At 47.0% G+C, this 23,011-nt stretch carries 25 protein-coding genes; 11 read left to right on the forward strand and 14 right to left on the reverse strand.

All coding sequences use genetic code 11. The features are described from left to right. Nucleotides 1-113 precede the first annotated feature (113 nt). The gene (locus JAO78_RS04025) at nucleotides 114-431 is read right to left on the reverse strand and encodes a hypothetical protein (protein ID WP_226750068.1); all 318 of its coding nucleotides are present in this window, start codon (nucleotides 429-431) and stop codon (nucleotides 114-116) included. A gap of 221 nt (nucleotides 432-652) precedes the next feature. Here JAO78_RS04025 and atcJ point away from each other — a divergent pair, with 221 nt between their 5' ends. From atcJ to JAO78_RS04050, 5 genes are all read left to right on the forward strand, one after another. Then, nucleotides 653-937, forward strand: a complete 285-nt coding sequence (atcJ, locus tag JAO78_RS04030; protein WP_226750069.1) for a cold adaptation protein ActJcold adaptation protein ActJ — start codon at nucleotides 653-655, stop codon at nucleotides 935-937. A 7-nt stretch (nucleotides 938-944) separates the two neighbouring features. Continuing rightward, nucleotides 945-1,490 (forward strand): cold adaptation protein AtcA, encoded by a 546-nt coding sequence (atcA, locus tag JAO78_RS04035; protein ID WP_226750070.1) that lies wholly within the window; start codon nucleotides 945-947, stop codon nucleotides 1,488-1,490. A 2-nt stretch (nucleotides 1,491-1,492) separates the two neighbouring features. Then, nucleotides 1,493-2,257, forward strand: a complete 765-nt coding sequence (gene atcB / locus JAO78_RS04040; protein WP_226750071.1) for a cold adaptation protein AtcB — start codon at nucleotides 1,493-1,495, stop codon at nucleotides 2,255-2,257. 11 nt (nucleotides 2,258-2,268) lie between these two features. Continuing rightward, nucleotides 2,269-3,165, forward strand: a complete 897-nt coding sequence (gene atcC, locus JAO78_RS04045; protein ID WP_226750072.1) for a cold adaptation protein AtcC — start codon at nucleotides 2,269-2,271, stop codon at nucleotides 3,163-3,165. Nucleotides 3,166-3,256: 91 nt separating this feature from the next. Next, nucleotides 3,257-4,114: a PA4780 family RIO1-like protein kinase gene (locus JAO78_RS04050; RefSeq protein WP_226750073.1), complete on the forward strand. Its 858-nt coding sequence runs from the start codon at nucleotides 3,257-3,259 to the stop codon at nucleotides 4,112-4,114. Between the two features lie 262 nt (nucleotides 4,115-4,376). On the opposite strand, the gene JAO78_RS04055 is transcribed toward JAO78_RS04050, so the two are convergent. Further along, on the reverse strand, nucleotides 4,377-5,546 hold the full coding sequence (locus JAO78_RS04055) for a vWA domain-containing protein (RefSeq protein WP_226750074.1): 1,170 nt from the start codon (nucleotides 5,544-5,546) through the stop codon (nucleotides 4,377-4,379). A 44-nt stretch (nucleotides 5,547-5,590) separates the two neighbouring features. After that, nucleotides 5,591-6,433 carry an AAA family ATPase gene (locus JAO78_RS04060; protein ID WP_226750075.1) on the reverse strand — a complete coding sequence of 281 codons (843 nt, stop codon included), beginning with the start codon at nucleotides 6,431-6,433 and terminating at the stop codon, nucleotides 5,591-5,593. Between the two features lie 126 nt (nucleotides 6,434-6,559). Between JAO78_RS04060 and cysK the strand changes: the two genes are divergently transcribed. After that, nucleotides 6,560-7,531: a cysteine synthase A gene (cysK, locus tag JAO78_RS04065; RefSeq protein WP_226750076.1), complete on the forward strand. Its 972-nt coding sequence runs from the start codon at nucleotides 6,560-6,562 to the stop codon at nucleotides 7,529-7,531. A 171-nt stretch (nucleotides 7,532-7,702) separates the two neighbouring features. Beyond that, nucleotides 7,703-8,152, forward strand: coding sequence for a hypothetical protein (locus JAO78_RS04070; protein ID WP_226750077.1), 450 nt, complete (start codon nucleotides 7,703-7,705; stop codon nucleotides 8,150-8,152). A gap of 41 nt (nucleotides 8,153-8,193) precedes the next feature. On the opposite strand, the gene JAO78_RS04075 is transcribed toward JAO78_RS04070, so the two are convergent. Next, on the reverse strand, nucleotides 8,194-8,937 hold the full coding sequence (locus JAO78_RS04075; protein WP_226750078.1) for an enoyl-CoA hydratase-related protein: 744 nt from the start codon (nucleotides 8,935-8,937) through the stop codon (nucleotides 8,194-8,196). Between the two features lie 19 nt (nucleotides 8,938-8,956). Further along, nucleotides 8,957-10,696 (reverse strand): gamma-glutamyltransferase, encoded by a 1,740-nt coding sequence (gene ggt / locus JAO78_RS04080; protein ID WP_226750079.1) that lies wholly within the window; start codon nucleotides 10,694-10,696, stop codon nucleotides 8,957-8,959. Nucleotides 10,697-10,766: 70 nt separating this feature from the next. Between ggt and rrtA the strand changes: the two genes are divergently transcribed. Then, a complete protein-coding gene (gene rrtA / locus JAO78_RS04085; protein ID WP_226750080.1) occupies nucleotides 10,767-11,345 on the forward strand; it encodes a rhombosortase in 579 nt (192 codons plus the stop codon). 48 nt (nucleotides 11,346-11,393) lie between these two features. On the opposite strand, the gene JAO78_RS04090 is transcribed toward rrtA, so the two are convergent. From JAO78_RS04090 to JAO78_RS04110, 5 genes are read right to left on the reverse strand one after another with little or no spacing between them, the layout of a single operon-like run. Next, nucleotides 11,394-12,116, reverse strand: a complete 723-nt coding sequence (locus JAO78_RS04090) for a YdcF family protein (RefSeq protein ID WP_226750081.1) — start codon at nucleotides 12,114-12,116, stop codon at nucleotides 11,394-11,396. After that, nucleotides 12,100-13,422, reverse strand: coding sequence for a hypothetical protein (locus JAO78_RS04095; RefSeq protein ID WP_226750082.1), 1,323 nt, complete (start codon nucleotides 13,420-13,422; stop codon nucleotides 12,100-12,102). Before JAO78_RS04095 ends, JAO78_RS04090 begins: the two co-directional genes overlap by 17 nt. Beyond that, nucleotides 13,422-14,315 (reverse strand): glycosyltransferase, encoded by an 894-nt coding sequence (locus JAO78_RS04100; RefSeq protein ID WP_226750083.1) that lies wholly within the window; start codon nucleotides 14,313-14,315, stop codon nucleotides 13,422-13,424. The genes JAO78_RS04095 and JAO78_RS04100 overlap by 1 nt, the downstream gene beginning before the upstream one ends. 10 nt (nucleotides 14,316-14,325) lie before the next feature. Further along, complete coding sequence (locus JAO78_RS04105) at nucleotides 14,326-15,072, reverse strand: WecB/TagA/CpsF family glycosyltransferase (protein WP_226750084.1); 747 nt, start codon at nucleotides 15,070-15,072, stop codon at nucleotides 14,326-14,328. 1 nt (nucleotide 15,073) lies between these two features. Next, nucleotides 15,074-16,129, reverse strand: coding sequence for a glycosyltransferase family 4 protein (locus tag JAO78_RS04110; protein ID WP_226750085.1), 1,056 nt, complete (start codon nucleotides 16,127-16,129; stop codon nucleotides 15,074-15,076). Nucleotides 16,130-16,338: 209 nt separating this feature from the next. On the opposite strand from JAO78_RS04110, the gene wecA reads away from it, so the two are divergent. Genes wecA through JAO78_RS04125 form a run of 3 tightly spaced genes read left to right on the forward strand, consistent with a single transcriptional unit; the run spans nucleotide 16,339 to nucleotide 19,893 of the window. Beyond that, nucleotides 16,339-17,400 (forward strand): UDP-N-acetylglucosamine--undecaprenyl-phosphate N-acetylglucosaminephosphotransferase, encoded by a 1,062-nt coding sequence (gene wecA / locus JAO78_RS04115; RefSeq protein ID WP_226750086.1) that lies wholly within the window; start codon nucleotides 16,339-16,341, stop codon nucleotides 17,398-17,400. Further along, nucleotides 17,397-18,737 (forward strand): flippase, encoded by a 1,341-nt coding sequence (locus tag JAO78_RS04120; RefSeq protein WP_226750087.1) that lies wholly within the window; start codon nucleotides 17,397-17,399, stop codon nucleotides 18,735-18,737. Before wecA ends, JAO78_RS04120 begins: the two co-directional genes overlap by 4 nt. Then, nucleotides 18,730-19,893 carry a polysaccharide pyruvyl transferase family protein gene (locus JAO78_RS04125; RefSeq protein ID WP_226750088.1) on the forward strand — a complete coding sequence of 388 codons (1,164 nt, stop codon included), beginning with the start codon at nucleotides 18,730-18,732 and terminating at the stop codon, nucleotides 19,891-19,893. Before JAO78_RS04120 ends, JAO78_RS04125 begins: the two co-directional genes overlap by 8 nt. Nucleotides 19,894-19,999: 106 nt before the next feature. Here JAO78_RS04125 and JAO78_RS04130 read toward each other — a convergent pair whose 3' ends face one another. The 4 genes from JAO78_RS04130 to mmsB all read right to left on the reverse strand — a co-directional run bounded on the left by JAO78_RS04130 (nucleotide 20,000) and on the right by mmsB (nucleotide 23,011). Next, complete coding sequence (locus tag JAO78_RS04130) at nucleotides 20,000-20,296, reverse strand: DUF6482 family protein (RefSeq protein WP_226750089.1); 297 nt, start codon at nucleotides 20,294-20,296, stop codon at nucleotides 20,000-20,002. A 118-nt stretch (nucleotides 20,297-20,414) separates the two neighbouring features. Then, nucleotides 20,415-20,852 (reverse strand): nuclear transport factor 2 family protein, encoded by a 438-nt coding sequence (locus JAO78_RS04135; protein WP_226750090.1) that lies wholly within the window; start codon nucleotides 20,850-20,852, stop codon nucleotides 20,415-20,417. A 165-nt stretch (nucleotides 20,853-21,017) separates the two neighbouring features. Then, entirely contained in the window at nucleotides 21,018-21,776 is a 759-nt protein-coding gene (locus JAO78_RS04140) for an SDR family oxidoreductase (protein ID WP_226750091.1), read from the reverse strand. A 338-nt stretch (nucleotides 21,777-22,114) separates the two neighbouring features. After that, nucleotides 22,115-23,011, reverse strand: a complete 897-nt coding sequence (gene mmsB, locus JAO78_RS04145) for a 3-hydroxyisobutyrate dehydrogenase (RefSeq protein ID WP_226750092.1) — start codon at nucleotides 23,009-23,011, stop codon at nucleotides 22,115-22,117.

Here is a 23,011-nt window from a genome sequence, read left to right on the forward strand (position 1 = left end):
GCATAAGCGCAATATCAATAAAAACCATATTTTCCTCTCACACCAAAGCGCTTCTTGGCTTTGATTAAGCTATCTTAAACAGTGCGACGAACCACAATGGGTCGCGCCATCATTTAAATGCTGAGGAACAAAGGGGGGGCGCGTGCTTGCGCAGATGAAAATAAGCGGTTGACCAACACCGCTAAGCGCTGCGTCAGCGCAACAGGGGTACTAAGATGCCCTAGCCCAAGGTTGCGACTAAGCAGGGCAACATCAGGCTGTTCGGGTTCTTCATCCGCTTCGTTAGCTAAAAACTGCGGCAGTGCCACCGGCACCGCTTGCAACTGGCTATCCATCTGCGGCAATACTCTAACGTCATAGACCGCAGACGAATGCGGTGTGCAAAGTACCGTTAGATACAACAAAATGATTAAACCGCTAAACCAGCGCATAACACCTCGATGGAGAAAAAAGCCTGCTACGCCGCTTAAAAACGCAGTGAAAACGTAACATAGGCCTGCATATGATGCGGCTAAATAGCGCATTACTCAAGTGGCCGAACTTAATAAAGTGGAATTGCATAATGCGCTGCCAACACTGCATCAGATCTGCTATGATTTGCGGCTATAATTTACTGTTTAACCCCTAGTCGCCGTCTGTACAGGATAACAACATGATTAATCACTTTCGGGTACTGGGCGTAAAGTCTAATGCCAGTGATGACGAGATTAAAAAAGCGTATCGCCGCTTAGCCAATAAGTTTCACCCCGATAAACTACACGGTTTATCAGAAGAAGAATTGCAGCAAGCCGCCAATCAATTACAACGGGTCAAAACAGCCTATGAAGTGCTGGGCGATCCGAAGTTACGTAGCGCCTTCTTAAAAGATTTTAATAACGTTATTGTTACCGATCCTGCAGCCGCAATGCGTGAGCTGTGGGACGAATATTACGCCTGAGGCCATCATGAGCAGCAAATTAAACTTGGCACGGATCCGCGCCTTACAAACCGACGCCGGTGAAAATATAGATTCGTATAGCGACCCGGAAAATCCGAAAGCGCTTGAGCAATTTACCAGCAAAATGAAAGCCGTATTACTAGCTGATCCTGAAATGCTTGAGTCGGTACCAGAGTATTTACCGATGGCGCTTTATGGCCGCGTTAAGTTCCCCCCTGCCGCGGCAGCAAAATGGCAGCAATGGTTAAGCGCCGCTAAAAAGCCCAGTTGGGAAGAGTTTAAAGTGTCTGTTGCCTTTAATAATGCCGATTTGCCCTTGGTAAAAGCCATTCGTGATTATTCTGAAACGATGTTAATTGAAGCCTGTGCCGCACTGTATTTACTAACGCAAAATGTGACCATGCCCAAAAACCACGCGGCTGACGACAGCGATGATGAACAAGAAGACGCACCCTATGGTTTTGGTGGTGATGACGAACACGATGACGACGATAGCGATGAAGAAGGCTACGACGATCAATATGATGAAATCCGCTTTAACCGGGAGGGCTGAGAGTGAGTACCGATTTAATTGCTATTGCTGCGGCAGAAATAAAAGAATTAGCGCTAGTCGAACCAAAACAAGCCAGTAAGCGTTTTGAGATTATTGCCAACACCATGAGCGATCAACAACTGGTTGATGTGATTGAGCAAATTGATATTGTTACGCTAACACAAATGAACAGCCAGCATGACTTATCGTTCCCATCGATTATTTCTGAGCTGATGACGCCAGAAAAAATCCGCGATATTGTGTGTCAGCAACCCTTGTATTGGGAAGAAAAAATCAAAAACAATGCGGAAGATCTGAAACAGCATACCTTTGATTTTTTAACTTACCTGATCCGCACCCAAGATAACGAAGATAAACAAGCTGAGATCTTAGAGTGTATTGCTGAAGATCCCGCCGGCTTGTTCTATTTATCGATCCCTTTTATTGAAATTTATCGCGGTGAAATTCTAGAGTATGAAAACTACTGGGAAGATAAGCTGTATGAAGATGAAGAACATTTAGAAGAGGCCGAAAGTTTCACTGAACGCCAGCTTGCCGAAGATGCTCACAACATTGGCTATGATGATCCGAAGAGCTTATTGGCACTGATCCGCCAATTAACCCCTAAGGTAGAAACAGCCATTAAAGCGCTGATCCGCAATGAAAAATCTGGCTGGGAAGGTATTATCAATAAATTTGCTACCGAGTTGGTGATGCAAGCTAAAGAGAAAAACCAAGCTGAAGACGAATTTAGCGAAGTCGACGATATGTTTAGCTTTTTGGATTAGGGATAATTTTCATGCAGTTAGTGGTGCGAGATAGCCAGCAAGGCCCCTTTTTAACGCAGGTGATTCGACACGCGCAAGCGGCAGAACAATTAAATGCCACTGAATTAGCGCAAATTAAAAGCAAAGCCGTGTTGATGAGCCTAAAGTTTGCTGACAAGTTCTATAACAAATACAAGATGCACCTGTTAGAACAAGCCGCTTACGATGTCATCGGCATTGTCAGTCTGGGCCTGATGGCGTTAAGCGATAAAGATCCAGTACGGGCTCTCCAGCTCTTATTAGCGCCTGAAGGTTTAGTTAAACCGTTTCAAAAAGGCTGGCACATGCTCAGTACTGTGCATCGTAAAACCTCAGGCAAGAGTTCCTTATATGGCGAAGTTGATGAACAATTGCTGTCACAAGTATCTTGTCCGCCCGATGCAGAAGAGTGGCTAGGTTGGCAAGCCTATCAACAAGCCTTGACCGAGCATCATCGTTTTCAGGCGATGCAGCTATTACGACAACAGTTTTATCAACGGCAACAATTTGATGAATTCGAGCATTTTAGCTTAGAAGAAGTATTGGCTGAGATTGTGCTCTATCGTGCTTTAACGGGTGGTGGTCAAGTAAAGCAGGATTTAAAACGTCGGCTACGCGAAATTGACTTTGCCGAGCATTGGTTTAATGATGCTTACCTGATGTTACAAACCGAAGCGGTATTAGCTGAATTGCCCGCTGAAAACGCCAGTGCGATCCGCCAGGATCTGGGCCAGCATTTTCATCCTGCCTTACAGCGTACCTTGTTGTTTTGCCGTGAATATCAAAAACAGCAACGGTTAGACGCATCGCCAGAAAAACTCGATGCCTTTGAACATAAACACGGTTTAACCAGCCCACTGCTAGGTTGGCCACATTATTTAGATTTGTAACCTCCCGTTGGCAATATGCTGCTGCAACCGCAGCCTATTGCCATGGATCGGCTTAACGTTTGGCACTTCGCCAATTTACTATAGGGGTGTTATGAAAACACCAAAACGCATCCAACCTTTAATTGATGAAGGTATTATCGATGAAGTATTACGGCCATTGATGAGCGGTAAAGAAGCCTCTGTCTATGTCGTTCGTTGCGGTAACGCCATTCGATGTGCCAAAGTGTATAAGGATGCTAGCCAACGCAGTTTTAAAAAAGCCGTACAGTATCAAGAGGGCCGCAAAGTGCGCAGCTCGCGCCGCGCTCGCGCCATGGAGAAAGGCTCAAGCTTTGGCCGTGAGCAACAAGAAGAAAGCTGGCAACATGCTGAAGTAGATGCCTTATATAAGTTAGCCGATGCTGGAGTACGCGTACCTGAGCCTTACGGTTGTTATGATGGCATCTTGCTGATGGAATTAATTTTAGACGAAGATGGCGATGTCGCGCCGCGTTTAAATGATATCACGTTAGAACCCGAGCAAGCCAAACGCGATCACAAAACCATGATGCAACATATTTTGCGCATGTTAGCCGCAGGTTTGGTGCATGGCGATCTCTCTGAATTTAATGTACTGCAAGATCCCACTGGCCCGGTCATTATTGACTTACCTCAAGCAGTGGATGCGGCAGCCAATAACAACGCTCAGTGGATGTTAAGCCGAGACGTGAATAATATTACCCAATATTATGGGCAATTTGCGCCTGAGCTATTAAACACAAAATATGCTAAAGAAATCTGGGCCTTGTTTGAAGCCGGTAACCTGAATCCTGACACTGAACTGACCGGTGAATTTGCCGAAGATGAACAGTTAGCCGATATCGATGCAGTACTCGATGAAATTAACGCCGCTTATAATGAGATGCAAGAACGTAAAGCGCGCAATGCGGCGGCAGAGCAAGACGATTAAGGGATCATAGCCCTGATGCCCAGCCTCCGGCAGTAAAGCCAAGGCTTGCCTAAATGAAGTGAAACGTTATCGGTTTAGCAAAAAACCGATAAAAATGGCCAAGACGTTAAACGCCTTGGCCGTTTTTTTCTCACCACCTGAACCTGGGGTATAACCTACCATAGCCCAGTAACCACAATACTGTAGTCAGTAGAATAACACTGAGTTCCGCGCTCATCCGTTAACGCCTATTAAGCGGCACCAATCGCTATGGCCGTTGCGCTTAGCTAAGGCTTTTAATGGCATCAGATAAACCGGTAAGGGTTAACGGAAACATACGCTGCTGCATAATGCTTTGAACCAGACTGATGGAATGATAATGCCCCCACCATGCCAGCGGCTGCGGATTTAACCACGCCGCTTTGGGGTATTGTTGCAGCAAACGGTTTAACCACACTCGCCCAGGCTCGGCATTCCAGTGTTCAACACTGCCGCCAGGGAAGTCAATTTCATAAGGGCCCATAGTGGCATCCCCAACAAAAATCAGCTTGTAATCGCTACCGTAAGTGTGGATCACATCGAGCACTGAGGTTTGTTCGGTAAACCGTCGGCTATTATCACGCCAGACACCTTCATATACGCAGTTATGAAAGTAAAAAAACTCCAGATGCTTAAACTCGGTTTTCACGGCCGAAAAGAGTTGCTGACAAAGCGTGATATGATCATCCATCGAGCCACCCACATCAAAAAACATGAGTACCTTGATGGCATTATGTCGCTCGGGTACAAAGCGTAGATCCAGATAACCTCCCTGCTCTGAGGTGGCTTGAATGGTACCGTTTAAATCCAATTCCGTCGCCGCACCACTGCGGGCAAAGCGCCGTAACTGACGTAGCGCCAACTTAATACTGCGATTGTTGAGCTCGCTGTGACTGTCTAAATCTTTAAACTCGCGTTTATCCCACACTTTTACCGCGCGGCGCGCACCACTGCCTTGTTGGCCAATACGCACGCCTTCCGGGTTAAAGCCATAAGCGCCAAACGGCGAGGTACCGCCGGTGCCGATCCATTTATTGCCGCCAGCATGGCGTTTTTGCTGTTCGGCCAAACGCTCACGCAATTGCGCCATTAAGGCCTCTAAACTGCCCAGCCCTTTTAACGCCGCTTTATCTTGGGCTGATAACTGACGAATGATATCTGGGATGAGCCATTCATCAGGAATGCTGCTGGCTAGATCGACCGCCGCAACCCCTTCAAAATACTCAGCAAAGGCACGGTCAAACTTGTCATACTGACTCTCGTCTTTTACCATGATTAAACGCGCCAGCTGATAAAAGGCTTCGCTATCGGCAAAGATCACCTGCTGCTCTAGCGCGTTGAGTAAATCCAGCAGCTCAGTAATACTAACTTTTAAGCCGTATTTGCGCAGGGTGAAAAAAAACTCAATAAGCATAACAACACACGATGGCTGTCGATAAAACATTTAACGGCAACATTCTAACGCCCCCGCTTAGCAATAAACGCGAGTTTTTCAACCAACTGCACATCTTGCTCGTTTTTTAACAGCGCGCCGAACATCGGCATTAAGCCGCCCTGCTGCTGTTTTTGTTGCAACACTTCGGCCGGAATTTGCTCGGCTAACAATAATTTTAACCAGTCAAGTAGTTCGGAGGTAGACGGCTTTTTCTTTAAACCCGGTAGCTCACGTAACTCGAAGAACACCTCAAGTGCGGTACTGAGTAATTGCTGGCGAATAGTCGGAAAATGCACCGCCACAATCTCGCGTAACACCTCGGCATCAGGAAAGCGTATGTAATGAAAAAAGCAGCGCCTTAAAAACGCATCCGGCAACTCTTTTTCATTATTGGAAGTAATAATCACAATCGGCCGCTGCTCAGCGCTGATATGCTCACCGGTTTCATGCACATAAAACGCCATCCGATCCAATTCATGCAACAAATCATTCGGAAACTCGATGTCGGCTTTATCAATTTCATCAATCAACAACACAGGTCGTTTTGCCGCAGTAAAGGCCTGCCACAGTTTGCCCGGTTTAATATAATTGGCAATATGTTGCACCTTTTCACTGCCTAGTTGGCTATCACGCAAGCGTGATACGGCATCATATTCATATAAGCCCTGTTGCGCTTTGGTGGTGGACTTAATATGCCACTGAATCAGCTCAGTGCCCAAACTCTCGGCAAGCTCTTCGGCCAGACGTGTTTTACCAGTGCCCGGTTCGCCTTTAATTAATAAGGGTTTTTCTAGGATAACAGCGGCATTAACCGCCAGTGCCAGCTCGGCAGACACGATGTAGTTTTCGGTACTTTGAAAGGCCATACAGGCTCCGTGCTTAGTGAAAAAACTGATATATGTTATAGCAAATTGCTACTTTAACTTTTAGCTAGGCCGCGTATGCTATGGGTTATTGTACTGGTTATTCCTTATCTTTTTTTTGGAGTTTTTATGGCTAATGTATACGCAGATAACACATTGTCGATCGGCCGCACCCCTTTGGTCAAATTAAACCGTGTCGTTAAAGGCGCCAATGTCTATGCCAAAATTGAAGCGCGCAACCCAAGCTTTAGTGTGAAATGTCGCTTAGGCGCTGCTTTAATTTGGGATGCAGAGAAACGTGGCATCCTGACAAAAGACACCGAATTAGTCGAGCCAACCTCAGGTAACACGGGTATCGCCCTGGCATTTGTGGCGGCAAGCCGCGGCTACAAGCTCACCCTCACCATGCCGGCCACCATGAGTTTAGAGCGTCGTAAATTGTTAAAAGCCTTAGGCGCCAACTTGGTGTTAACTGAAGGGCCAAAAGGCATGAAAGGCGCAATTGAAAAAGCCAGAGAAATTCAAGCATCTAACCCAGATAAATACCTCATTTTGGGTCAGTTCGATAACCCGGCTAACCCACAAATTCACTTTGAAACGACCGGCCCAGAGATTTGGAATGATTTAGACGGTGCAGTGGATGTGTTTATTGCCGGTGTTGGTACTGGCGGGACTATCACGGGTGTCAGTCGCTTTTTAAAACAAGAGAAGCAGCATCCGCTAGTCACCGTGGCGGTTGAGCCCTCGGAATCGCCGGTCATTAGCCAAGTTAAAGCCGGTGAAGAAATCAAACCTGGCCCACATAAAATTCAAGGTATCGGTGCCGGTTTTATTCCTGGTGTGTTAGATGTCGATTTAATTGATCGGGTTGAGCAAGTCAGCAGTGATGATGCCATTGCCATGACACATCGCTTGATGAAAGAAGAAGGCATTTTAGCCGGTATCTCATCAGGTGCCGCGGTAGTTGCCGCAGCACGTTTAGCCGAGTTACCCGAGTTTGCCGGTAAAAATATCGTGGTGATCCTAGCCAGCGCGGCAGAGCGTTACTTATCAAGCCCCTTGTTCGCCAATATTTTCACCGAGCAAGAATTAGAAGCCTAATGGATAAATGCGGCCTTAGCTGTGATGCCCGTCAGTAAAGCATGACGGGTGTGTTTAAGCCACGTTGTCGGCCATGGATGGCCAGATAAATAGCCTTTTCGCCGCCTTTTTCTTTACAGATAGCCTGAAAACACCCACAATTCTGCTATCGCTTAAGGAAAATATGATGTTATGGCTTATTTAAAACTCCTACTGTTACCGCTACTATTGCTATTAGTCAGCTGCACTGAAGACAACCCGCAAGTTAATGCGCAAATTGGCACGCCTGAATTTATCGCCGGTGAATTTTTTCATGCTATTTATAATGAAAAAGATTTAAATCGGGCGAAAAGCTTGTCGACCAACGAATACGCCAAAATCTTAGAGTCTTACGGCTCGGTAAAACAAGTCAGCCGTACCCTATTGAATATGAGCTTTGATACCGTAGTGATTAACGTCAACAATAGCGGTCGTAATTTGCGCCAGCAGTACGATAACGATGCAACTATTCAGCTGGTTTTTGATGGCGAATTTGATAACAAACGCGTGCAAGACACTCGGACAGTTGAAATGGTAAGACACCGAGGTTCCTGGCTAGTCAAAACGGTACAAGCCGACAAGTTTAGTACCGCCATTCGTTAGTAAATGGCGGCCTTAAGGCTAAGTCCGTGCTTCACTTAGCCTTAGCGTCGTTTAAAAAAAGCAGCCAGCTGTTTTTGGCAAGCGTCAGATGACAATAACTGCTGAAAATCCAGCAACTCCTGGCCAATCACTTGCTGCACTAACGCCTGTTGAGGGGCCTTTAACAGCGCCTTACTGCGTAACACCGCTTCGCTAGGTAATGCCGCCAGCGTTTCTGCTTTGGCCGCAACAAAAGCCAATAGCTGCTCGGCCGGCACAATGTCATTTACCAAGCCAAATTGTGCAGCTTGCTCACTGCTAAAAGCCTCCCCCAATAACAAATATTGCGCGGCGCGCTGGTAACCGGCGATCTGCGGTAATAATAAACTGGATGCGGCTTCAGGGCATAACCCCAGCAATGTGAACGGCATCTGCAAACGGCTGGCTGGCGCAGCGTAAACCAGATCACAGTGCAGCAATAGTGTAGTACCGATGCCAATGGCAAGCCCTGCCACAGCGGCTATCAAGGGCTTGGGAAAACTGGCGGCTTCGTATAAAAACTGCACCACCGGATGCTGCATATCTAGAGCACCCGCAGATAAAAAATCTTGCAAATCATTACCACTGGTAAAGCAATCTGCATCCCCTTGAATTACCACAACTTTAGTCTGTAACTGCTGCCGTGCTTGTTGTAATGCCGCCGTAAGCTGCCGATACATCGCCAGATTTAACGCATTCTTTTTTTCAGGGCGCCGCATCGTCAGTGTTAACACACCGCTGGCCGCTTGCTCAATCAAGATAGTCATTATTACTCCAACCTAACGCTTAAAAACCACTGACCTTGCCTTCGCGGCGGGGATCTGCAGCACCTTCGAGCTGTTTTGCTTGTACTTCAATGGCGTGTAAACCACTGTTGAGATCTTGGATCCGCACATCATAACCCATTGCGGTTAAGCTCTCTTTTAACTCAGCCAACGGCGTGCCCTGCTCTAACGCCAAATAATCATTGCGATGGGTAAAACGAGGCAAGTTGATGGCTTGCTGCACATCTAAATCCCAATCTAATATGGCGATAATACTTAACGCCACATAATTGATAATACGGCTGCCACCGGGCGAACCAATCACTAAACGTAAATTATTATCGGCATCAAATACCATCATCGGTGCCATCGAGCTGCGAGGCCTTTTGCCACCTTCAACACGGTTGGCTACCCAAAGCTCACCATCGCGAGGCGCTAAGCTAAAATCCGTTAACTGGTTATTCAGCAAATAGCCATTAACCATTAAACCTGAGCCAAACACATTTTCGATGCTGGTGGTCATACTCACCGCATTACCTTTTGCATCCACTACCGAAAAATGACTGGTATTCGGAAACTCCACTGCCTTTGAGGTGGCTTGTGCTTCAGCACCCAGCGGGATACCCGCTGTGGCCATTTGATCTTGAGCACTAATCAGGCCGGCGCGTTGCTTTAAATAGGCCGGATCGAGCAAACCGGCCAGCGGCACATGACCAAAAGCCGGATCCGTTACATACAGATCGCGGTCAGCAAACGCGAGGCGAGAGGCTTGGCTAATGACATGCACAGCTTGGGCACTATTGGGCTGCATCTCGGCCAGTGGGAAATGCTCTAAAATACCGAGCATTTGCAACACCGCAAGGCCACCAGAGCTAGGGGGGGCCATGCCACATACTTGATATACCCGATACGCCACACAGAGCGCATCACGTTCAATGGCTTGATAATTGGCTAAATCAGATAACGCCAAACTGCCTGGGTTAATCGCAGCTTGTTGCACCGTTTTGACCATCGCCTCGGCATTTTCACCTTGATAAAAAGCACTGACCCCTTCTTTGGCAATGTTACGTAACAGCGCCGCATACGCTGGGTTTTTCAGCGTTGCGCCTTCAAGTAATGAGCTGCCATTCGGATAAAAAAACTCTTTAGCCGGCGACAGCTGCTTCAAACCACTGTTCCAGCCCATCGCTAATTGCTTCGAGGTGCGGCTACTCACGGTAAAGCCCTGCTCGGCTAGGGTAATGGCATCGGTAAATAGCGATTCCCAAGGCAGTTGGCCGTAGCGTTGATGGGCATCGGCTAAGGCTTTAAGTACACCCGGCACCCCCACCGATTTACCGCCAACATAAGCTTCGCGCCAACTCATCACCTTGCCATGATCGGCAAATAAATAAGGGCCCGCCGCAGCAGGTGCCGTTTCACGACCGTCAAAAGTGGTTAAGGCTTGGTTATCCGCTTGCCAATGTAAGATAAAAGCGCCGCCGCCGATCCCTGAGCTTTGTGGTTCAACTAAACCCAGCACTAACTGTGTGGCAATAGCCGCATCAATGGCACTGCCGCCAGCTCGCAACACGCGCTCGCCCGCATCAGATGCTAAGGGATGCGCCGCAGAGACCATTGCCGTAGAAAAGCGGGTAAGTTGTTGTTGCACAATACCAGTAGTAGCTTCAGGTTCACGCGTTTCCTGCGTAGCTTGGGCTAATAAGCTGGGGGCAAAACTTATTAGGAATAACGAAACGAGTGGGATAAGAGTGCTTTTCATTATCAAGACTTTCCTTATAATACAGTCATAAACACCCTACTCAGTTCCTATAATAAGATCAACCAGCACTATGCTATCTCAAACAATTAAATCTTATGCGCCCTATTTTTTGCTAGGTTTTTTAATATTCTTTTTACATTTTAGTCCCTTAGCATGGCATGAGCTGCTGCAATACAGCCGACCAGCCATTGGCCAAGGTGAAGTATGGCGTGTTCTGACCGGCCATTTATTACACAGTAATGCCTATCATTTGCTGATGAATATGGTGGGCTTGCTGTTAATTATGCTGATCCATGGGCATTTACCAGGGCGCTTAGCCTTTGGCTGGCAATTACTGATCTTAGGCTTGGGCACGAGTGCGGGATTATGGTGGCTGGCGCCCGACATGCTGTATTACGTAGGGTTGTCAGGCGTTTTGCATGGCATTTTATGCTATGGCGCGGTCATTGATATTAAACAAGGCTTTCGTACCGGCTATCTCATTTTGGCGGGTGTACTGGTAAAAATCCTGAGCGAACAATTCTCTGCGCCTGATTTAGCCCTAGCGGCACAAATCAACGCTGATGTTGCCATCGATGCCCACCTGTTTGGTGCCAGTGTCGGTTGTCTGCTTGGTCTGGTGTTATTGAGTCGGACACCACGCCAGTAAGCCACCTGTTTGGTGCCAGTGCCAAGAGTTTGCTCAGTCTGATGTTATTTAGTCAGACACCACGCCAGTCACTTCTTTGCCGGCCACGCGATACACTGCATAACTGGCGAACTCGGCCATTAGCTTACTGTACAAATCTAAATTACTTAAGTTGACCGTCAGCAGGCAGTTTAAACTGCAATTGACCGGGCGAAACGTTTGCGAGCGCACCACTCCTACACTGGCTGATAATTGATATTCTTTAATTAACTGTCGCACCCGCCAGCTATGAAAATCACTGGTGATAAAGCGAATAGCGTGTTGTGGGTTTAAACGCTTAGCAAGGGCTTGAAACTCTTGATAAGTATTTTCACCCGCATCAAAACAATCGATAGCGCCATGCGTTACCATCTGTTGTAGCGCAGCTAAATAAGGCTCGCAATAACGGGTTGTGATAACCACGGCCAGCGGCGCAGCTTGGGGTAATAGGGCAATTTCACTGTTTAATTGTTGAATACGCGCTGCTGCACAGGCAGGTATTTGCTCGGCTGAGCCACCACAGCCTAACATCACAAATAAATCAGGCGTTCGCCCTAATACACTGGATGCTGAAACGACAGCTTGCTGTTGATACCATTGCCGTACCTGATTAGCCACAAAGGTATTGCCAATTAAATAATAAAATAGCAACAAGCACCACAAGCCTTTTTTTCGATAGGCGATACAAGCGAATAACAACCCATACAGCAGCATATTATGCGGATAAATTAGCGGCTCAAGCAGATCTTTCATCAGCGGCTCCCGTTTCGGTCTGTAAAAGCGTTAATGCCAAGGCTCGCGGCAATGCTTGCTGTGCTAGTAAGGCGGCATTAATCAACGCCCAAGGCAGCCATAACATGCCGGAGGTCAGGACATGTCCGGCGAGTAACGCGACCAATAATAACAGGCTATTTAACAGTAACACCGGCCCCGCTGCTGAAGCTTTTTTCAAGGCGCCGGCACTTAAACCAAACACGCGCCAAAAAGATAAGGCGAATAATAAGCCTCCGGCTAAACCGTAAAACAACAGCAGATCGAATAAATCTAATTCGATAAAGTATTTTTTCAAATGCAGACGCAAGCCACCTTGGCCGACACCAAATAATTGTAACCACTCAGGGTAACGCTCAGCGACCAGGGTGAAATTACGCTGTAAATAATAATCGCGGGAGGACAAAATAATGCCCATAATACCCCGCTGTTGATAAGCAAATTGCAGCTTGTCGTAAATTCCTACCCATTGCAGGACACTGCTTAAATTCCATAGCAGTAGCATCAATAAACCTAAAATGATGGCGCTTAGCCCCAACAGCCATTGCCGTTTCGCGTAAAAATAAGCGCGTGGCGTTAATAAAATGGGGATCAGTAGCACTAACAGCAGCACACCAAACAAACCGGTTTTCGTTAGCAATAACGCGGCTATCGACAGTGCCGCCAAACTGAGCAAGGGATAGAACCAGCGCAGCGCTTGCCAACTGCGAACTAACAACCAACAGCTGAGCACCAGTAACAAACCTGACAACTCATTGGTTGAAATAAAGAAACCTTTTACGCCAAGAAAGGGCTGCGCCACTTCATCCATCGGCTGATAGGCCGTGCCACCGTACCCGGCTAACCCCAGCAGGCTATTAACAAACAACAGCAGAAAGCTGGCAGCAAACACACCGTCTAGCCAGCGTAAAAAAGCCTGGGGTTGCTGGCGCGCCAATTCAGAAAAATAAGCAAGAGCCACTAATAACGCGGCTGATTTACTGATTAATTGCAGATCGGCCAAGCCATAGTGATGGCCTGTTAGCCATAAAACATATAAAGGCCCGGGTAACATCAGCAGCATTAACGACAAGGGCCAGTGCAAGGCTTGGCGATTTAACTGCCAACCACGGTAAATTAACAGCAACAATAGCAGCAGTTTAATACTGGCCGAGAAACCAAAACTGCTCCCAAAGGTATGCCACAACAGGCCATTACCCCAATCGATAAATACCAGCAACGAGGCGAGCAACACCAGAAGCTTATCAAGCGGCGTGGCGATACTGAGGTAATGTCGAATGCTTGACATTATTTTTTAAATAATCCACTTAAGCCTTTGCTCAGCAATCGCATCCGCAATTGACTTAAACCGGCTAATTTATGTTTTAAATAGTAACGCCACTTCACTTTAACCAAGCCATATCGGCACAGGCTTAAAAATTCTGTGAACCGCAGCACATGATGCTGCATCGTCAGCCGATAAAACATCTGATTTTGTAAGTTACGCTCACTCATTAAAGAGCGATGCTTCGCCACAAACTGCTGATGAGCATCTAGGCGTTTCGGTGAATTGGTAATACGGCCTTGCTCATGCCCTACATGCACGCGATAACTGGCTTCCGCCAACCGCAGTGCAGGGCCATAGGCCGCGACCACTCGCACCCACATATCGTAATCTTGAAACGCCGCCAAGCTAACATCGAAACCGCCTAATTGCAGCATGCGTTCACGTTTAACTAAGGCTTGGTTCGATAAAGTGTGTAAATCCAGTAAATTGGACAAATTCACGGTTTGTCTTTGCGCAAATAGGGTTTTAGTAAAGCTACCGTAATCCCACAAATAGGCCGAACACACACAGCTATAACGATCATCATAAGCGGCATAAAGTTGGCTTAGACGCTGTGGTAAAAATTCGTCATCGTCATCCAAGCCCGTGACAAACTCACCGTTAGCCACTTCAATGGCTCTATTGCGCGCGGCACAAGCCCCCTGCCCCTCGGTTTGCCGTAAAATTCGAACACGTACATCGGATGCATAACGTTCGGATAACACCGCAAAGGTGTCATCTTTGGAGGCGTCATCGACCACAATAAGCTCGATGTTAGGATACGTTTGGGCTAACACCGAATCGATAGCGCGACACGCCATCTGCGCACGATTGTAAGTCGGCATATATACACTGATTAATGGCCATTGCGACATGGTGCTTCCCTTAAATTTTACCCAGTCCATACCACCAAAGGTATCGGAATAAACGAAGTTGACGGCCAATGCGACTGGGCTGCGCTAATAACCGATACGCCCATTCTAAATTTAATTTACACCACAAGGCCGGTGCACGTTTCACATTACCGGTATACACATCATAAGTGCCACCGACTCCCATATAAAAACAGTGAGGATGGGCAGCTTGAATACGCTGGATCAATAACTCTTGCTTGGGCGATCCCATGGCAACGCTGACAATTTTCGCATCGGCGTGTTTAATGGCAGCGATAAGCGCGGCTTCATCTTTGAAATAGCCATCAATAGCACCGACCACGTTTACACCCTCAGCCAGTAACTTGGCTTGTGTTTGCGTTAATACCTCGGGCTTGGCCCCAACTAAGAACACCGGTACTTGTTGTTTTGCCGCACGTGACATCAGTTGTTGCCAAAGCTCACAGCCAGGGATCCGTTCAACATGACGACCTAACCGACGACGCATCACTTTCACCACGCCGATACCATCCGCATAACGAATATCCGCTTGCTCGATAACCGACATAATGGCCGAATTTTCCATCGCAGTTAATACTTTTTCGGGGTTAATGGCAATGGCAGAACCGGCGTAGCTCTCGCCCTGCTCAGGTAAAATAAACTGCAGCAGATGCGTCATATCTTTAAAGGCTGACACCTTAACCGGGCCAACCTTGACTTCAGCAATGGCCTCCGTCAAATCCTGTTCTGTACCACTCATGCTAAAGTTCCTGATAAAGTTGGGTTAACTGATGTATCACTTCGGGTAACAACACCTGCTCTGCTTGTTGGCGACCCGCTTGCTGCATTGCACGATATTCTGGCTCGTCTAACATTAACAGCGCCTTTATGGCTAAAACCAATTGCTGACAGAGTTGCGCTTCTGCTTGTTGCTGTGAAACGCGATAACCGGTTACCCCCGATGTTATTTGCGCTTTAGCGCCATCCGTATCGGTAGCCACCACTGGCGTATAACAAGCCATTGCCTCTGCCATCACTAAACCAAAAGATTCATTACGCGATAAGCTGATAAAACAGCGGGCACGTTGATAAAGTTTGACTAAAGCCGCAGCATCTTGAGCACCTAATAAACGCACATTGGGGTAATCTGCAACCGCCTGTTCTAGCTGACGTTGCCATGGCCCGGTGCCGGCAATCACGATGTGCAGTTCTCTCAACGCGGGCAACATAGCCAATAGCCTGTCCATGCCTTTATTTCGATCTAAAGCCCCGACATACAGCAGATCAATGTCTTTTTCGGTACGCGTTTGAAAACGCGCGGCAGCATAGCGACTCTGGATACCCGCTGACAAGATCCGTTGTGGCTTGGCTTGAAAATAAAACTGTTCACTTAATGCTTGGCTGGTAAAAATCCAAGCCTGCACCTGTTTTGCACACCAACGGTAAAGCTTACCGGGCGGTTGATAATGGTAAATATCACTGCCATGACAGGTCACCACAATCTTAACCTGCCGATTACGCAAGCCTCTATATAACAATGCTAGCCAAATCGTCGGATAAAAAAAGTGCACATGAATAAGGTCATAACGCTGACGGCTCAACATATATCGCCACAGAAAATCCAAAAAGAAAACCGGATATTTCAATAACCTGTTCAGCCAAGAGTCACTATGCCAGCGCATATAATGATAAGCAGAAGGATGGCCTTGTGCCTCAAGTTCATCTACTTGTGCTCGCACAAACTGGCCTTGAAAAGGCGCAGACGCTTTCGGGCCCATATTGGTGATCACAAGCAGTTTTTTAGTGGCAACTAACACAACGATGAATGCTCCTTAAAGCCAACCGTTTAGTGCTAAAAAAACGGGGCGGGGTCAGGGTTATACAAGCGAGAATAAACAATATTTTTAACTATTACGTAAAGCCAGTCGTTTATTCTGTCACTAAGCATTATTATTACAACAAGTTTCAGCTGACGCCTGGCTGAATAATTCTGCGGTTTAACAAAATTGAGAAAAATTAGTCGGTTATGAAATCCCAGTTACTGTTAATGAGTTCAGCTTTAGGCTGTTGCCTGTTAGCCATTATTTTATTGTACCCGCTGTCACAACGCGTAGGCTTAGTGGATATTCCTCGGGGTCGTAAACAGCATCAAGGTGCCGTTCCGCTAATTGGTGGTTTATCGGTGTTTTGTGGTTTAGCCGTGGCCTTGGGCTTATTCGCCCCTTCTGAACTGGAACCTATCTATTATTTGTTATTAGCCGGTGCCTTGGTGATCTTAGGTGCCTTTGACGATTACCTCGATCTCAGTGTCAAACTGCGCCTTGCCGTGCAATTAGCCATTGGCCTTGGCATGGTGTTCGCGCTTGATTTACACCTGAATAGCTTGGGCAATATTTTCGGCTTAGGCGAAGTGACCTTAGGCCCACTGGGCATCCCTATCACCTTGATAGCGGTTATTGCCGCGATCAACGCCTTTAATATGACCGACGGTATTGACGGCCTTGCCGGTATGCTCAGTTTGGTTAGCTTTGTGGTCATTGCCGGCTTTATGTTGCTGTGGGGCCAACAAGAATATGCCTTGCTACCATTAACCTTAATTTGCGCGCTACTGCCCTATTTAGCCTTTAACCTACAATTGGTACCCGGTAAAAAAATCTTTATGGGCGATGCCGGCAGTATGCTGATTGGTTTATCTGTTATTTGGTTATTACTGATTGGCACCCAAAGTGAAACAGCCAGTTTTCGTCCGGTTACCGCATTATGGCTAATTGCTATTCCGCTAATGGATATGGCGGCGATTATGTTACGACGCATTCGCAAAGGCCAATCGCCCTTTCAAGCCGATCGCGAGCATTTGCATCATATTTCATTACGCTTAGGTTTAAATTCGCGAGAAGCCCTCACTTTAATCGTCGCGTTATCGTGTATCTTTGCTTGTATTGGCGTAATTGGTGAGTATTTAATGGTGCCCGAACCCGTAATGTTACTGCTGTTTGCCGCTGCCTTTGCCGGCTATATTTTGCTACTGCAAAATGTCTGGCGTATTGTTTCGACCTTGCGCCGCCGTGCCGCCGGAGCCCGTAAATGAAGATCATTAAAAAGTTATTGATGGCACGGGCTACCGCCATGCTCGGCGACAAATTAGTTAAATTAGCCGCTGGCGCCATCTTAACCGTCTTTGTGGCACGGATGCTCGGTGCGGCCGAGTTAGGTATTTATTCTATCGTTATGGCGTGGAGTGCGTTTTTAGTCCCCCTAACCAGCATGGGCTTAAATAACCTTGTGGTTAGGCAAATGACCAAGCTATCAAGCGGTCAAGAAGCCATGACGATGTTGTATACCGCAGTGAGTATTCGTTTAACACTTGGCCTGATAGGCGGTGGTGTTTTACTCGGCTTGTTTTATTTGCTGAACCCAGAACTGTTTAGTGGTCATCTTAACTATGCCATCCCACTGTTATTTATGCTGCAGGCCTTTTTTGGCTTTTTATTGTTTGAGTTTTACCTAAATTACCAAGGCACCTTTCGCAGCCCAGCCTATGCTAAATCGGTTATCTCGCTGCTCAGTTTCGCCGTTAAGCTGCTGTTGTTACTGCAAGGCTTTGGCATCGCCAGCTTATTGTTAATGACGGCTATCGAGTTTTTATTAGTCGGCTTAACCCAATATCTGCTATATCTACGTAAACACCAACCTTTTAAAGAAGAAACCCAGCGTTGGCAGCGTTACCATCCGCGCCATTTTAGCTTCGCTCAAGCCAAAGTGCTGCTCAAGCGCTCCGCCTGGTTATGGTTATCTGGTATTGTTTCGGTCATTTATCTGAAAATCGATATTGTGATGCTTGGCAGTATCGCCGGCGCAGAGCAAGCCGGTATCTATGCCGCCGCCAGTCGACTTTCTGAATTATGGTATATCTTCCCTGCCACCTTAGCGGTGCGCTATTACCCTGATATGCTAAAAGCCTTTGAAAAAGGCTGGCACGGCTATTTATTAAAACTGCGCCGCTTCGCGCTAATGTTTTTTTCTGCAGCCTTAGCTATCGCCCTGGTGATGACACTTTGTGCCGAATGGTTAATTTTATTACTGTTTGGCGAAGCCTTTAACGATGCCGTTACTGTGCTACGCATCCATATCTGGGCCGGCTGTTTTATTTTCGTACGCTACCTGATTGGCCAACACTTAGTGATCACCGAGCAAGAACCGCTATCGCTGTTTAGCCATGGTATGGGTGCGCTGATTAATGTCGGCTTAAATCTTTGGTGGATCCCACAATACGGCATCGTTGGTGCAGCTTGGGCTACCTTGATTTCTTATGCTTACGCCTCTTTTTTCTTCTTATTTTTTGCCAAAAGTACCCGCACGCAATTCTGGCAATTGCTACGAGTAAAACGCGCATCCTTGACTGATAATGGAACAATGAATGACTAAACCTTATTTTATCGAAATTAAAGGCGTGCAATTTCGCAACAAAGGCGCCTATTTGATGCTGCTCGCCTGCCTGCAAGGCTTAAAAGCGAAAGACAAAGCCTTTGAATTGGTGTTATCACCCGGGCCGAATTTGCCCTACCCCGAGCGAGCACGCCACGGTGCTTGGCAAAAATTGGCGTTTCGACGCAAAGGCATTGATTTAACTGGTCTGCTTGGCAAGCTGCCTGGCGGACTACGTAATTTATTTAAACGCTATGGCATGGTTACCGAGCGCGATGTCGATTTGGTGTTAGAAGCCAGCGGCTTTGCCTATGGTGATCAATGGCCGCTGACCTTTTTACAAAATACCGCAAAAGAAGTAGTGCGCTTTGGCCAAGCAGGCAAGCCATTTATCTTTATGCCACAAGCCTTTGGCCCCTTTACTTCCAAAGAAAGTAAAGCAGCTATGCGCGATATTATCCACCATGCCCGGCTGATTTTTGTGCGTGATCCGGTGTCATTAAAGCACTTACAAAGCTGTGTTGAGGTGTTACCCGAGCATGTCGTGCTTACCCCTGATTTCACCGTAGGCTTAAGCCCTATCGGCAATCAAGAGCTACCTGAGTTAGATATGCCTTTTGCGGCCTTGATCCCTAACTCCAAGGTCGTGTCAAAGTACAATCATGCCAATGCTGAAGCGATGCGCCAGCAATATGTGATGGCTTTTGCTGCCGCAGCGGATTACTTAACAGTGCTTGGCATTCAGCCTGTGCTGGTTAACCACGAAGGTAAAGAAGACGCCGAGTTATGTGCTGAAATTGCCGCCTTATCACCCTGTGGCTTAGTACAAATTGAAGACCCTCTTGCCGTTAAAGCCTTTATCGGAAAAGCCGAGTTAGCCATCAGCTCGCGCTTTCATGGCGCAGTCAATGCACTAAGCCAAGGTGTGCCTTGTATCGCGACCAGTTGGAGCCATAAATATCACGCCATGATGAGTGATTTTGGTATGGGCAAGTTTTGTGTCGAAGAGTTGACTGAAGACAACCTGCTGCGCAGCGTCGCCGAATTAATTGAACAAAAAGAAGCACTTACCAAAGAAGTGGCCTTAAAAGCCACGAGTTTAAAGCAGCAGAACAAGCTGATGTGGCAACGTTTGTATCGGGCGATTGGCTGGTAAGCTTGCCTCTGAGTGTCTGTTTAGCCGAATGAGCTCACGCAGGCTAACAACAAACGGGCGGGTCAGAAAACTGACCCGCCCGTTTTCGCAAAAACAGTGCTCACGTTTAAACGAACAAAGCGAGCTTCAAGGTGTTATCTACTTTTTCTGGGCCACCGCACATTTCATCATAAGCAGATTTGTGAACTAACCAAGCCTGTTTAACCGTGCAATCGCTGAGCGACTTTTTAACCTGTTCGACACTATGAAAATGTTGTGGTTGGTTTTGCTCATCAACAATGAAGCCTTTACGGCCGTCAAAGTCAGCTTCAACCAAATAAAGACCCATTTCATAAGAATGTACGGTTAACTCATCAATGCGTACATCTTGATGGTTCAAATGGGTAAGGCGATGATGTGGCATAGCAGTAACTCCAAGCTGTGAACGTTAAGAGGATTACCTAACTAGAGTTTGTCGAAAGAATGTACGACTTAACCTTAGATTCGGATCTTAATCTCTTCCAGCAAGCGTTGACTGACTCTTAATTAATGCTCGGCTCACTCAATTTAGTGGCCTGCCAGTTGACCACTTGCCACTGTCCGTTGCGCTTGACCAAAGTACCACTATTTAAAAAGCGCAGTGTTTCTGTTGCTGATTTCCCTACTAAAACAAAGGCCACCACGGCAGTATCGCCATACTGCATAATTTGCAAATCTTCACGACCATAACGCATGCTCACTTCCGCAGCAGGGATCTCGCCACGGCTATTTACGCCTTGCATTAACTGCGCTTTACCAAAACGGGTACCCGCAGAACTGGTGTAAATCAGCTCTTCTGCCCAAAAGGCATTATGTATCATGGGATCATTTCGGCTCGCCCCATCTAAAAAGGTGTCCAACATGTTCGTAAGGACGCGTTGTTCATCCGCCCATACGGCGCTAGGCAGCGCTAATAACAAACAAAAAAATAAGCTTTTCATCGGTCAGATCCTCTAAAGATAAGGGTTATCACAGGTTAAGGCGCCAAAGCGGCCATAGTGTCTTGAGCGTTTTGCGCAAGCTCAGCTAAAGCCTACATCACAACTTTTAGGGCGAAGCGCAAGGCTTCACCAATAGCAAACATGAGCTCAAGCGCCTAACCCGTTTTACATACTGATGCCACCATCTATTTCTACCACACGACCGGTAAAAAAATCATTCTCAAAAATGTACTTAGCGGTATGGGCCACTTCACTGGCCTCACCTAGCCGGCCAACCGGTTTCATTTTCTCTAAACGATCACGTGCTTCTGGCTTCATGGCATCTGTCATCGCCGTACGAATAACACCCGGGGCAATGGCGCCGACACGAATACCGTAACGCCCTAATTCACGTGCCCAGGTCACGGTCATTGCCACAACACCGGCTTTTGATGCTGCATAGTTGGTTTGCCCCATGTTACCGCCACGAGCCACACTCGACATATTGATAATAACGCCTTTGTTGCCACGCTTCACCATCGCTGCTGCGGCTTCACGGCCACATAAAAATACACCTGTCAGGTTAACATCAATAACCGATTGAAATTGTGCCAACGGCATCTTGCTGGTGATTTCGCCATCTTTGAATTTCAATAACAATCCATCACGCAGGATCCCGGCGTTGTTAATCAAACCATCGATACCGTTAAAATCACTGTCGATTTGGCTGAAAGTCGCCTCAACTTCGTCTTCTGCGGCTACGTTAGCTTGGTATACGTGCACCGTGGTTTGTGCCGAGAGTTCGGCTTTGGCGGCAGCCAATTGCTCGGCATTCATATCAATTAACGCCAGCTTTGCCCCTTCACTAGCACACATCCGCGCCATCTCTAAACCCAGGCCTTGAGCGCCGCCCGTGATCACAATGGTTTTATCTATAAGATTCATTTTATTACCTTTGATTGTAATATTTTGTTCAATAAGATGATGGTCGATGTACTTTTTTAGCCGAAAATAAAACAAGGCCGCTACACAAACCAAGCCAGCCGTTACGGATGTACTTTTTTCTGCAACCGTTGTAGGCCATGGATGGCCGAAAAGGAGCCCCAGGGATGGTTCATGGCGTGTTGCAGAAAAAACGTACGCAGTAACAGCATCAACTAATACTGCTCTTTATAAAAAGGTCGACCGCTAGTTTTAGTCAAAGTTAACACTTGTTCAGGACGTACTAGGCGCTATCGCACAAGCCCCCTCAAACAAAAAAATCAAGCTATTTAACTAATCAACTAATTAGCATCTGACTTTTTAAATGACGTAAAAATACTCGAAAAATCTAATTTACCGTGACCAGCTTGTTGATGACTAACATACAAATCACGCACCAAACTGCCTAATGGCGTTTTACTTGCGCTTTGCTCTGCCGCTTCCATCGCCAAGCCTAAGTCTTTCGCCATCAAGTCGACCATAAAGCCACCTTGATAATGATTGCTTGATGGAACCGTATCAATCACACCTGGGCAGGGATTGTATAACTCTAGCGTCCAGTTACGACCTGAACTTTTCAGCATGATTTCAGAAAGCACTTTGGGATCTAAACCATTGGCAATGCCCATCTGCAAGGCTTCAGAAGTACCCGCCATCAAAATGCTTAACAGCATATTGTTACAGATCTTCGCAACCTGTCCGGCGCCAACATCACCGGCATGAAACAGGTTTTTACCCATGTTCGCTAACACTGTTTTCGCACGCTCATAATCAGCTGCAGTGCCACCGATGATAAAGGTTAAGGTGCCGGCTTTAGCACCACCCACCCCACCCGATACGGGCGCATCAATAAAGGCAATCCCTTGCTCACGCAACCCGGCACCGACTTTACGCGCACTATCAGCATCAATTGTCGAGCAATCAATCACTAAAGCCGATTGACTAATATTGCCTGCGATGCCCTGTTCGCCTAAATATAAACCTAAAACATGTTTACCCGCAGGCAGCATAGAAATGACAAACTCTGCATCTAATACTGCCTCTGCGGCCGATGCCGCAACAACGGCACCTTCTGTTTGCACTTGTGCCAGTGCTGCAGCTGATAAATCAAATGCCGTAACCTGATGCCCTGCTTTCAGCAAATTGAGTGCCATCGGGCCACCCATATTACCTAAACCAATAAATGCCACTTTTGCCAT

Source organism: Alishewanella maricola, assembly GCF_016343785.1.
Taxonomy (GTDB): domain Bacteria; phylum Pseudomonadota; class Gammaproteobacteria; order Enterobacterales; family Alteromonadaceae; genus Alishewanella; species Alishewanella maricola.

What these genes read in the sequence shown, in the direction of transcription:
- JAO78_RS04025 (WP_226750068.1), bottom strand. Translation starts at nt 431, where the DNA reads ATGCGCTGGTTTAGCGGTTTAATCATTTTGTTGTATCTAACGGTACTT.
- atcJ (WP_226750069.1), top strand. Translation starts at nt 653, where the DNA reads ATGATTAATCACTTTCGGGTACTGGGCGTAAAGTCTAATGCCAGTGAT.
- atcA (WP_226750070.1), top strand. Translation starts at nt 945, where the DNA reads ATGAGCAGCAAATTAAACTTGGCACGGATCCGCGCCTTACAAACCGAC.
- atcC (WP_226750072.1), top strand. Translation starts at nt 2,269, where the DNA reads ATGCAGTTAGTGGTGCGAGATAGCCAGCAAGGCCCCTTTTTAACGCAG.
- JAO78_RS04050 (WP_226750073.1), top strand. Translation starts at nt 3,257, where the DNA reads ATGAAAACACCAAAACGCATCCAACCTTTAATTGATGAAGGTATTATC.
- JAO78_RS04055 (WP_226750074.1), bottom strand. Translation starts at nt 5,546, where the DNA reads ATGCTTATTGAGTTTTTTTTCACCCTGCGCAAATACGGCTTAAAAGTT.
- JAO78_RS04060 (WP_226750075.1), bottom strand. Translation starts at nt 6,433, where the DNA reads ATGGCCTTTCAAAGTACCGAAAACTACATCGTGTCTGCCGAGCTGGCA.
- cysK (WP_226750076.1), top strand. Translation starts at nt 6,560, where the DNA reads ATGGCTAATGTATACGCAGATAACACATTGTCGATCGGCCGCACCCCT.
- JAO78_RS04070 (WP_226750077.1), top strand. Translation starts at nt 7,703, where the DNA reads ATGGCTTATTTAAAACTCCTACTGTTACCGCTACTATTGCTATTAGTC.
- JAO78_RS04075 (WP_226750078.1), bottom strand. Translation starts at nt 8,937, where the DNA reads ATGACTATCTTGATTGAGCAAGCGGCCAGCGGTGTGTTAACACTGACG.
- ggt (WP_226750079.1), bottom strand. Translation starts at nt 10,696, where the DNA reads ATGAAAAGCACTCTTATCCCACTCGTTTCGTTATTCCTAATAAGTTTT.
- rrtA (WP_226750080.1), top strand. Translation starts at nt 10,767, where the DNA reads ATGCTATCTCAAACAATTAAATCTTATGCGCCCTATTTTTTGCTAGGT.
- JAO78_RS04090 (WP_226750081.1), bottom strand. Translation starts at nt 12,116, where the DNA reads ATGAAAGATCTGCTTGAGCCGCTAATTTATCCGCATAATATGCTGCTG.
- JAO78_RS04095 (WP_226750082.1), bottom strand. Translation starts at nt 13,422, where the DNA reads ATGTCAAGCATTCGACATTACCTCAGTATCGCCACGCCGCTTGATAAG.
- JAO78_RS04100 (WP_226750083.1), bottom strand. Translation starts at nt 14,315, where the DNA reads ATGTCGCAATGGCCATTAATCAGTGTATATATGCCGACTTACAATCGT.
- JAO78_RS04105 (WP_226750084.1), bottom strand. Translation starts at nt 15,072, where the DNA reads ATGAGTGGTACAGAACAGGATTTGACGGAGGCCATTGCTGAAGTCAAG.
- wecA (WP_226750086.1), top strand. Translation starts at nt 16,339, where the DNA reads ATGAAATCCCAGTTACTGTTAATGAGTTCAGCTTTAGGCTGTTGCCTG.
- JAO78_RS04120 (WP_226750087.1), top strand. Translation starts at nt 17,397, where the DNA reads ATGAAGATCATTAAAAAGTTATTGATGGCACGGGCTACCGCCATGCTC.
- JAO78_RS04125 (WP_226750088.1), top strand. Translation starts at nt 18,730, where the DNA reads ATGACTAAACCTTATTTTATCGAAATTAAAGGCGTGCAATTTCGCAAC.
- JAO78_RS04130 (WP_226750089.1), bottom strand. Translation starts at nt 20,296, where the DNA reads ATGCCACATCATCGCCTTACCCATTTGAACCATCAAGATGTACGCATT.
- JAO78_RS04135 (WP_226750090.1), bottom strand. Translation starts at nt 20,852, where the DNA reads ATGAAAAGCTTATTTTTTTGTTTGTTATTAGCGCTGCCTAGCGCCGTA.
- JAO78_RS04140 (WP_226750091.1), bottom strand. Translation starts at nt 21,776, where the DNA reads ATGAATCTTATAGATAAAACCATTGTGATCACGGGCGGCGCTCAAGGC.
- mmsB (WP_226750092.1), bottom strand. Translation starts at nt 23,011, where the DNA reads ATGGCAAAAGTGGCATTTATTGGTTTAGGTAATATGGGTGGCCCGATG.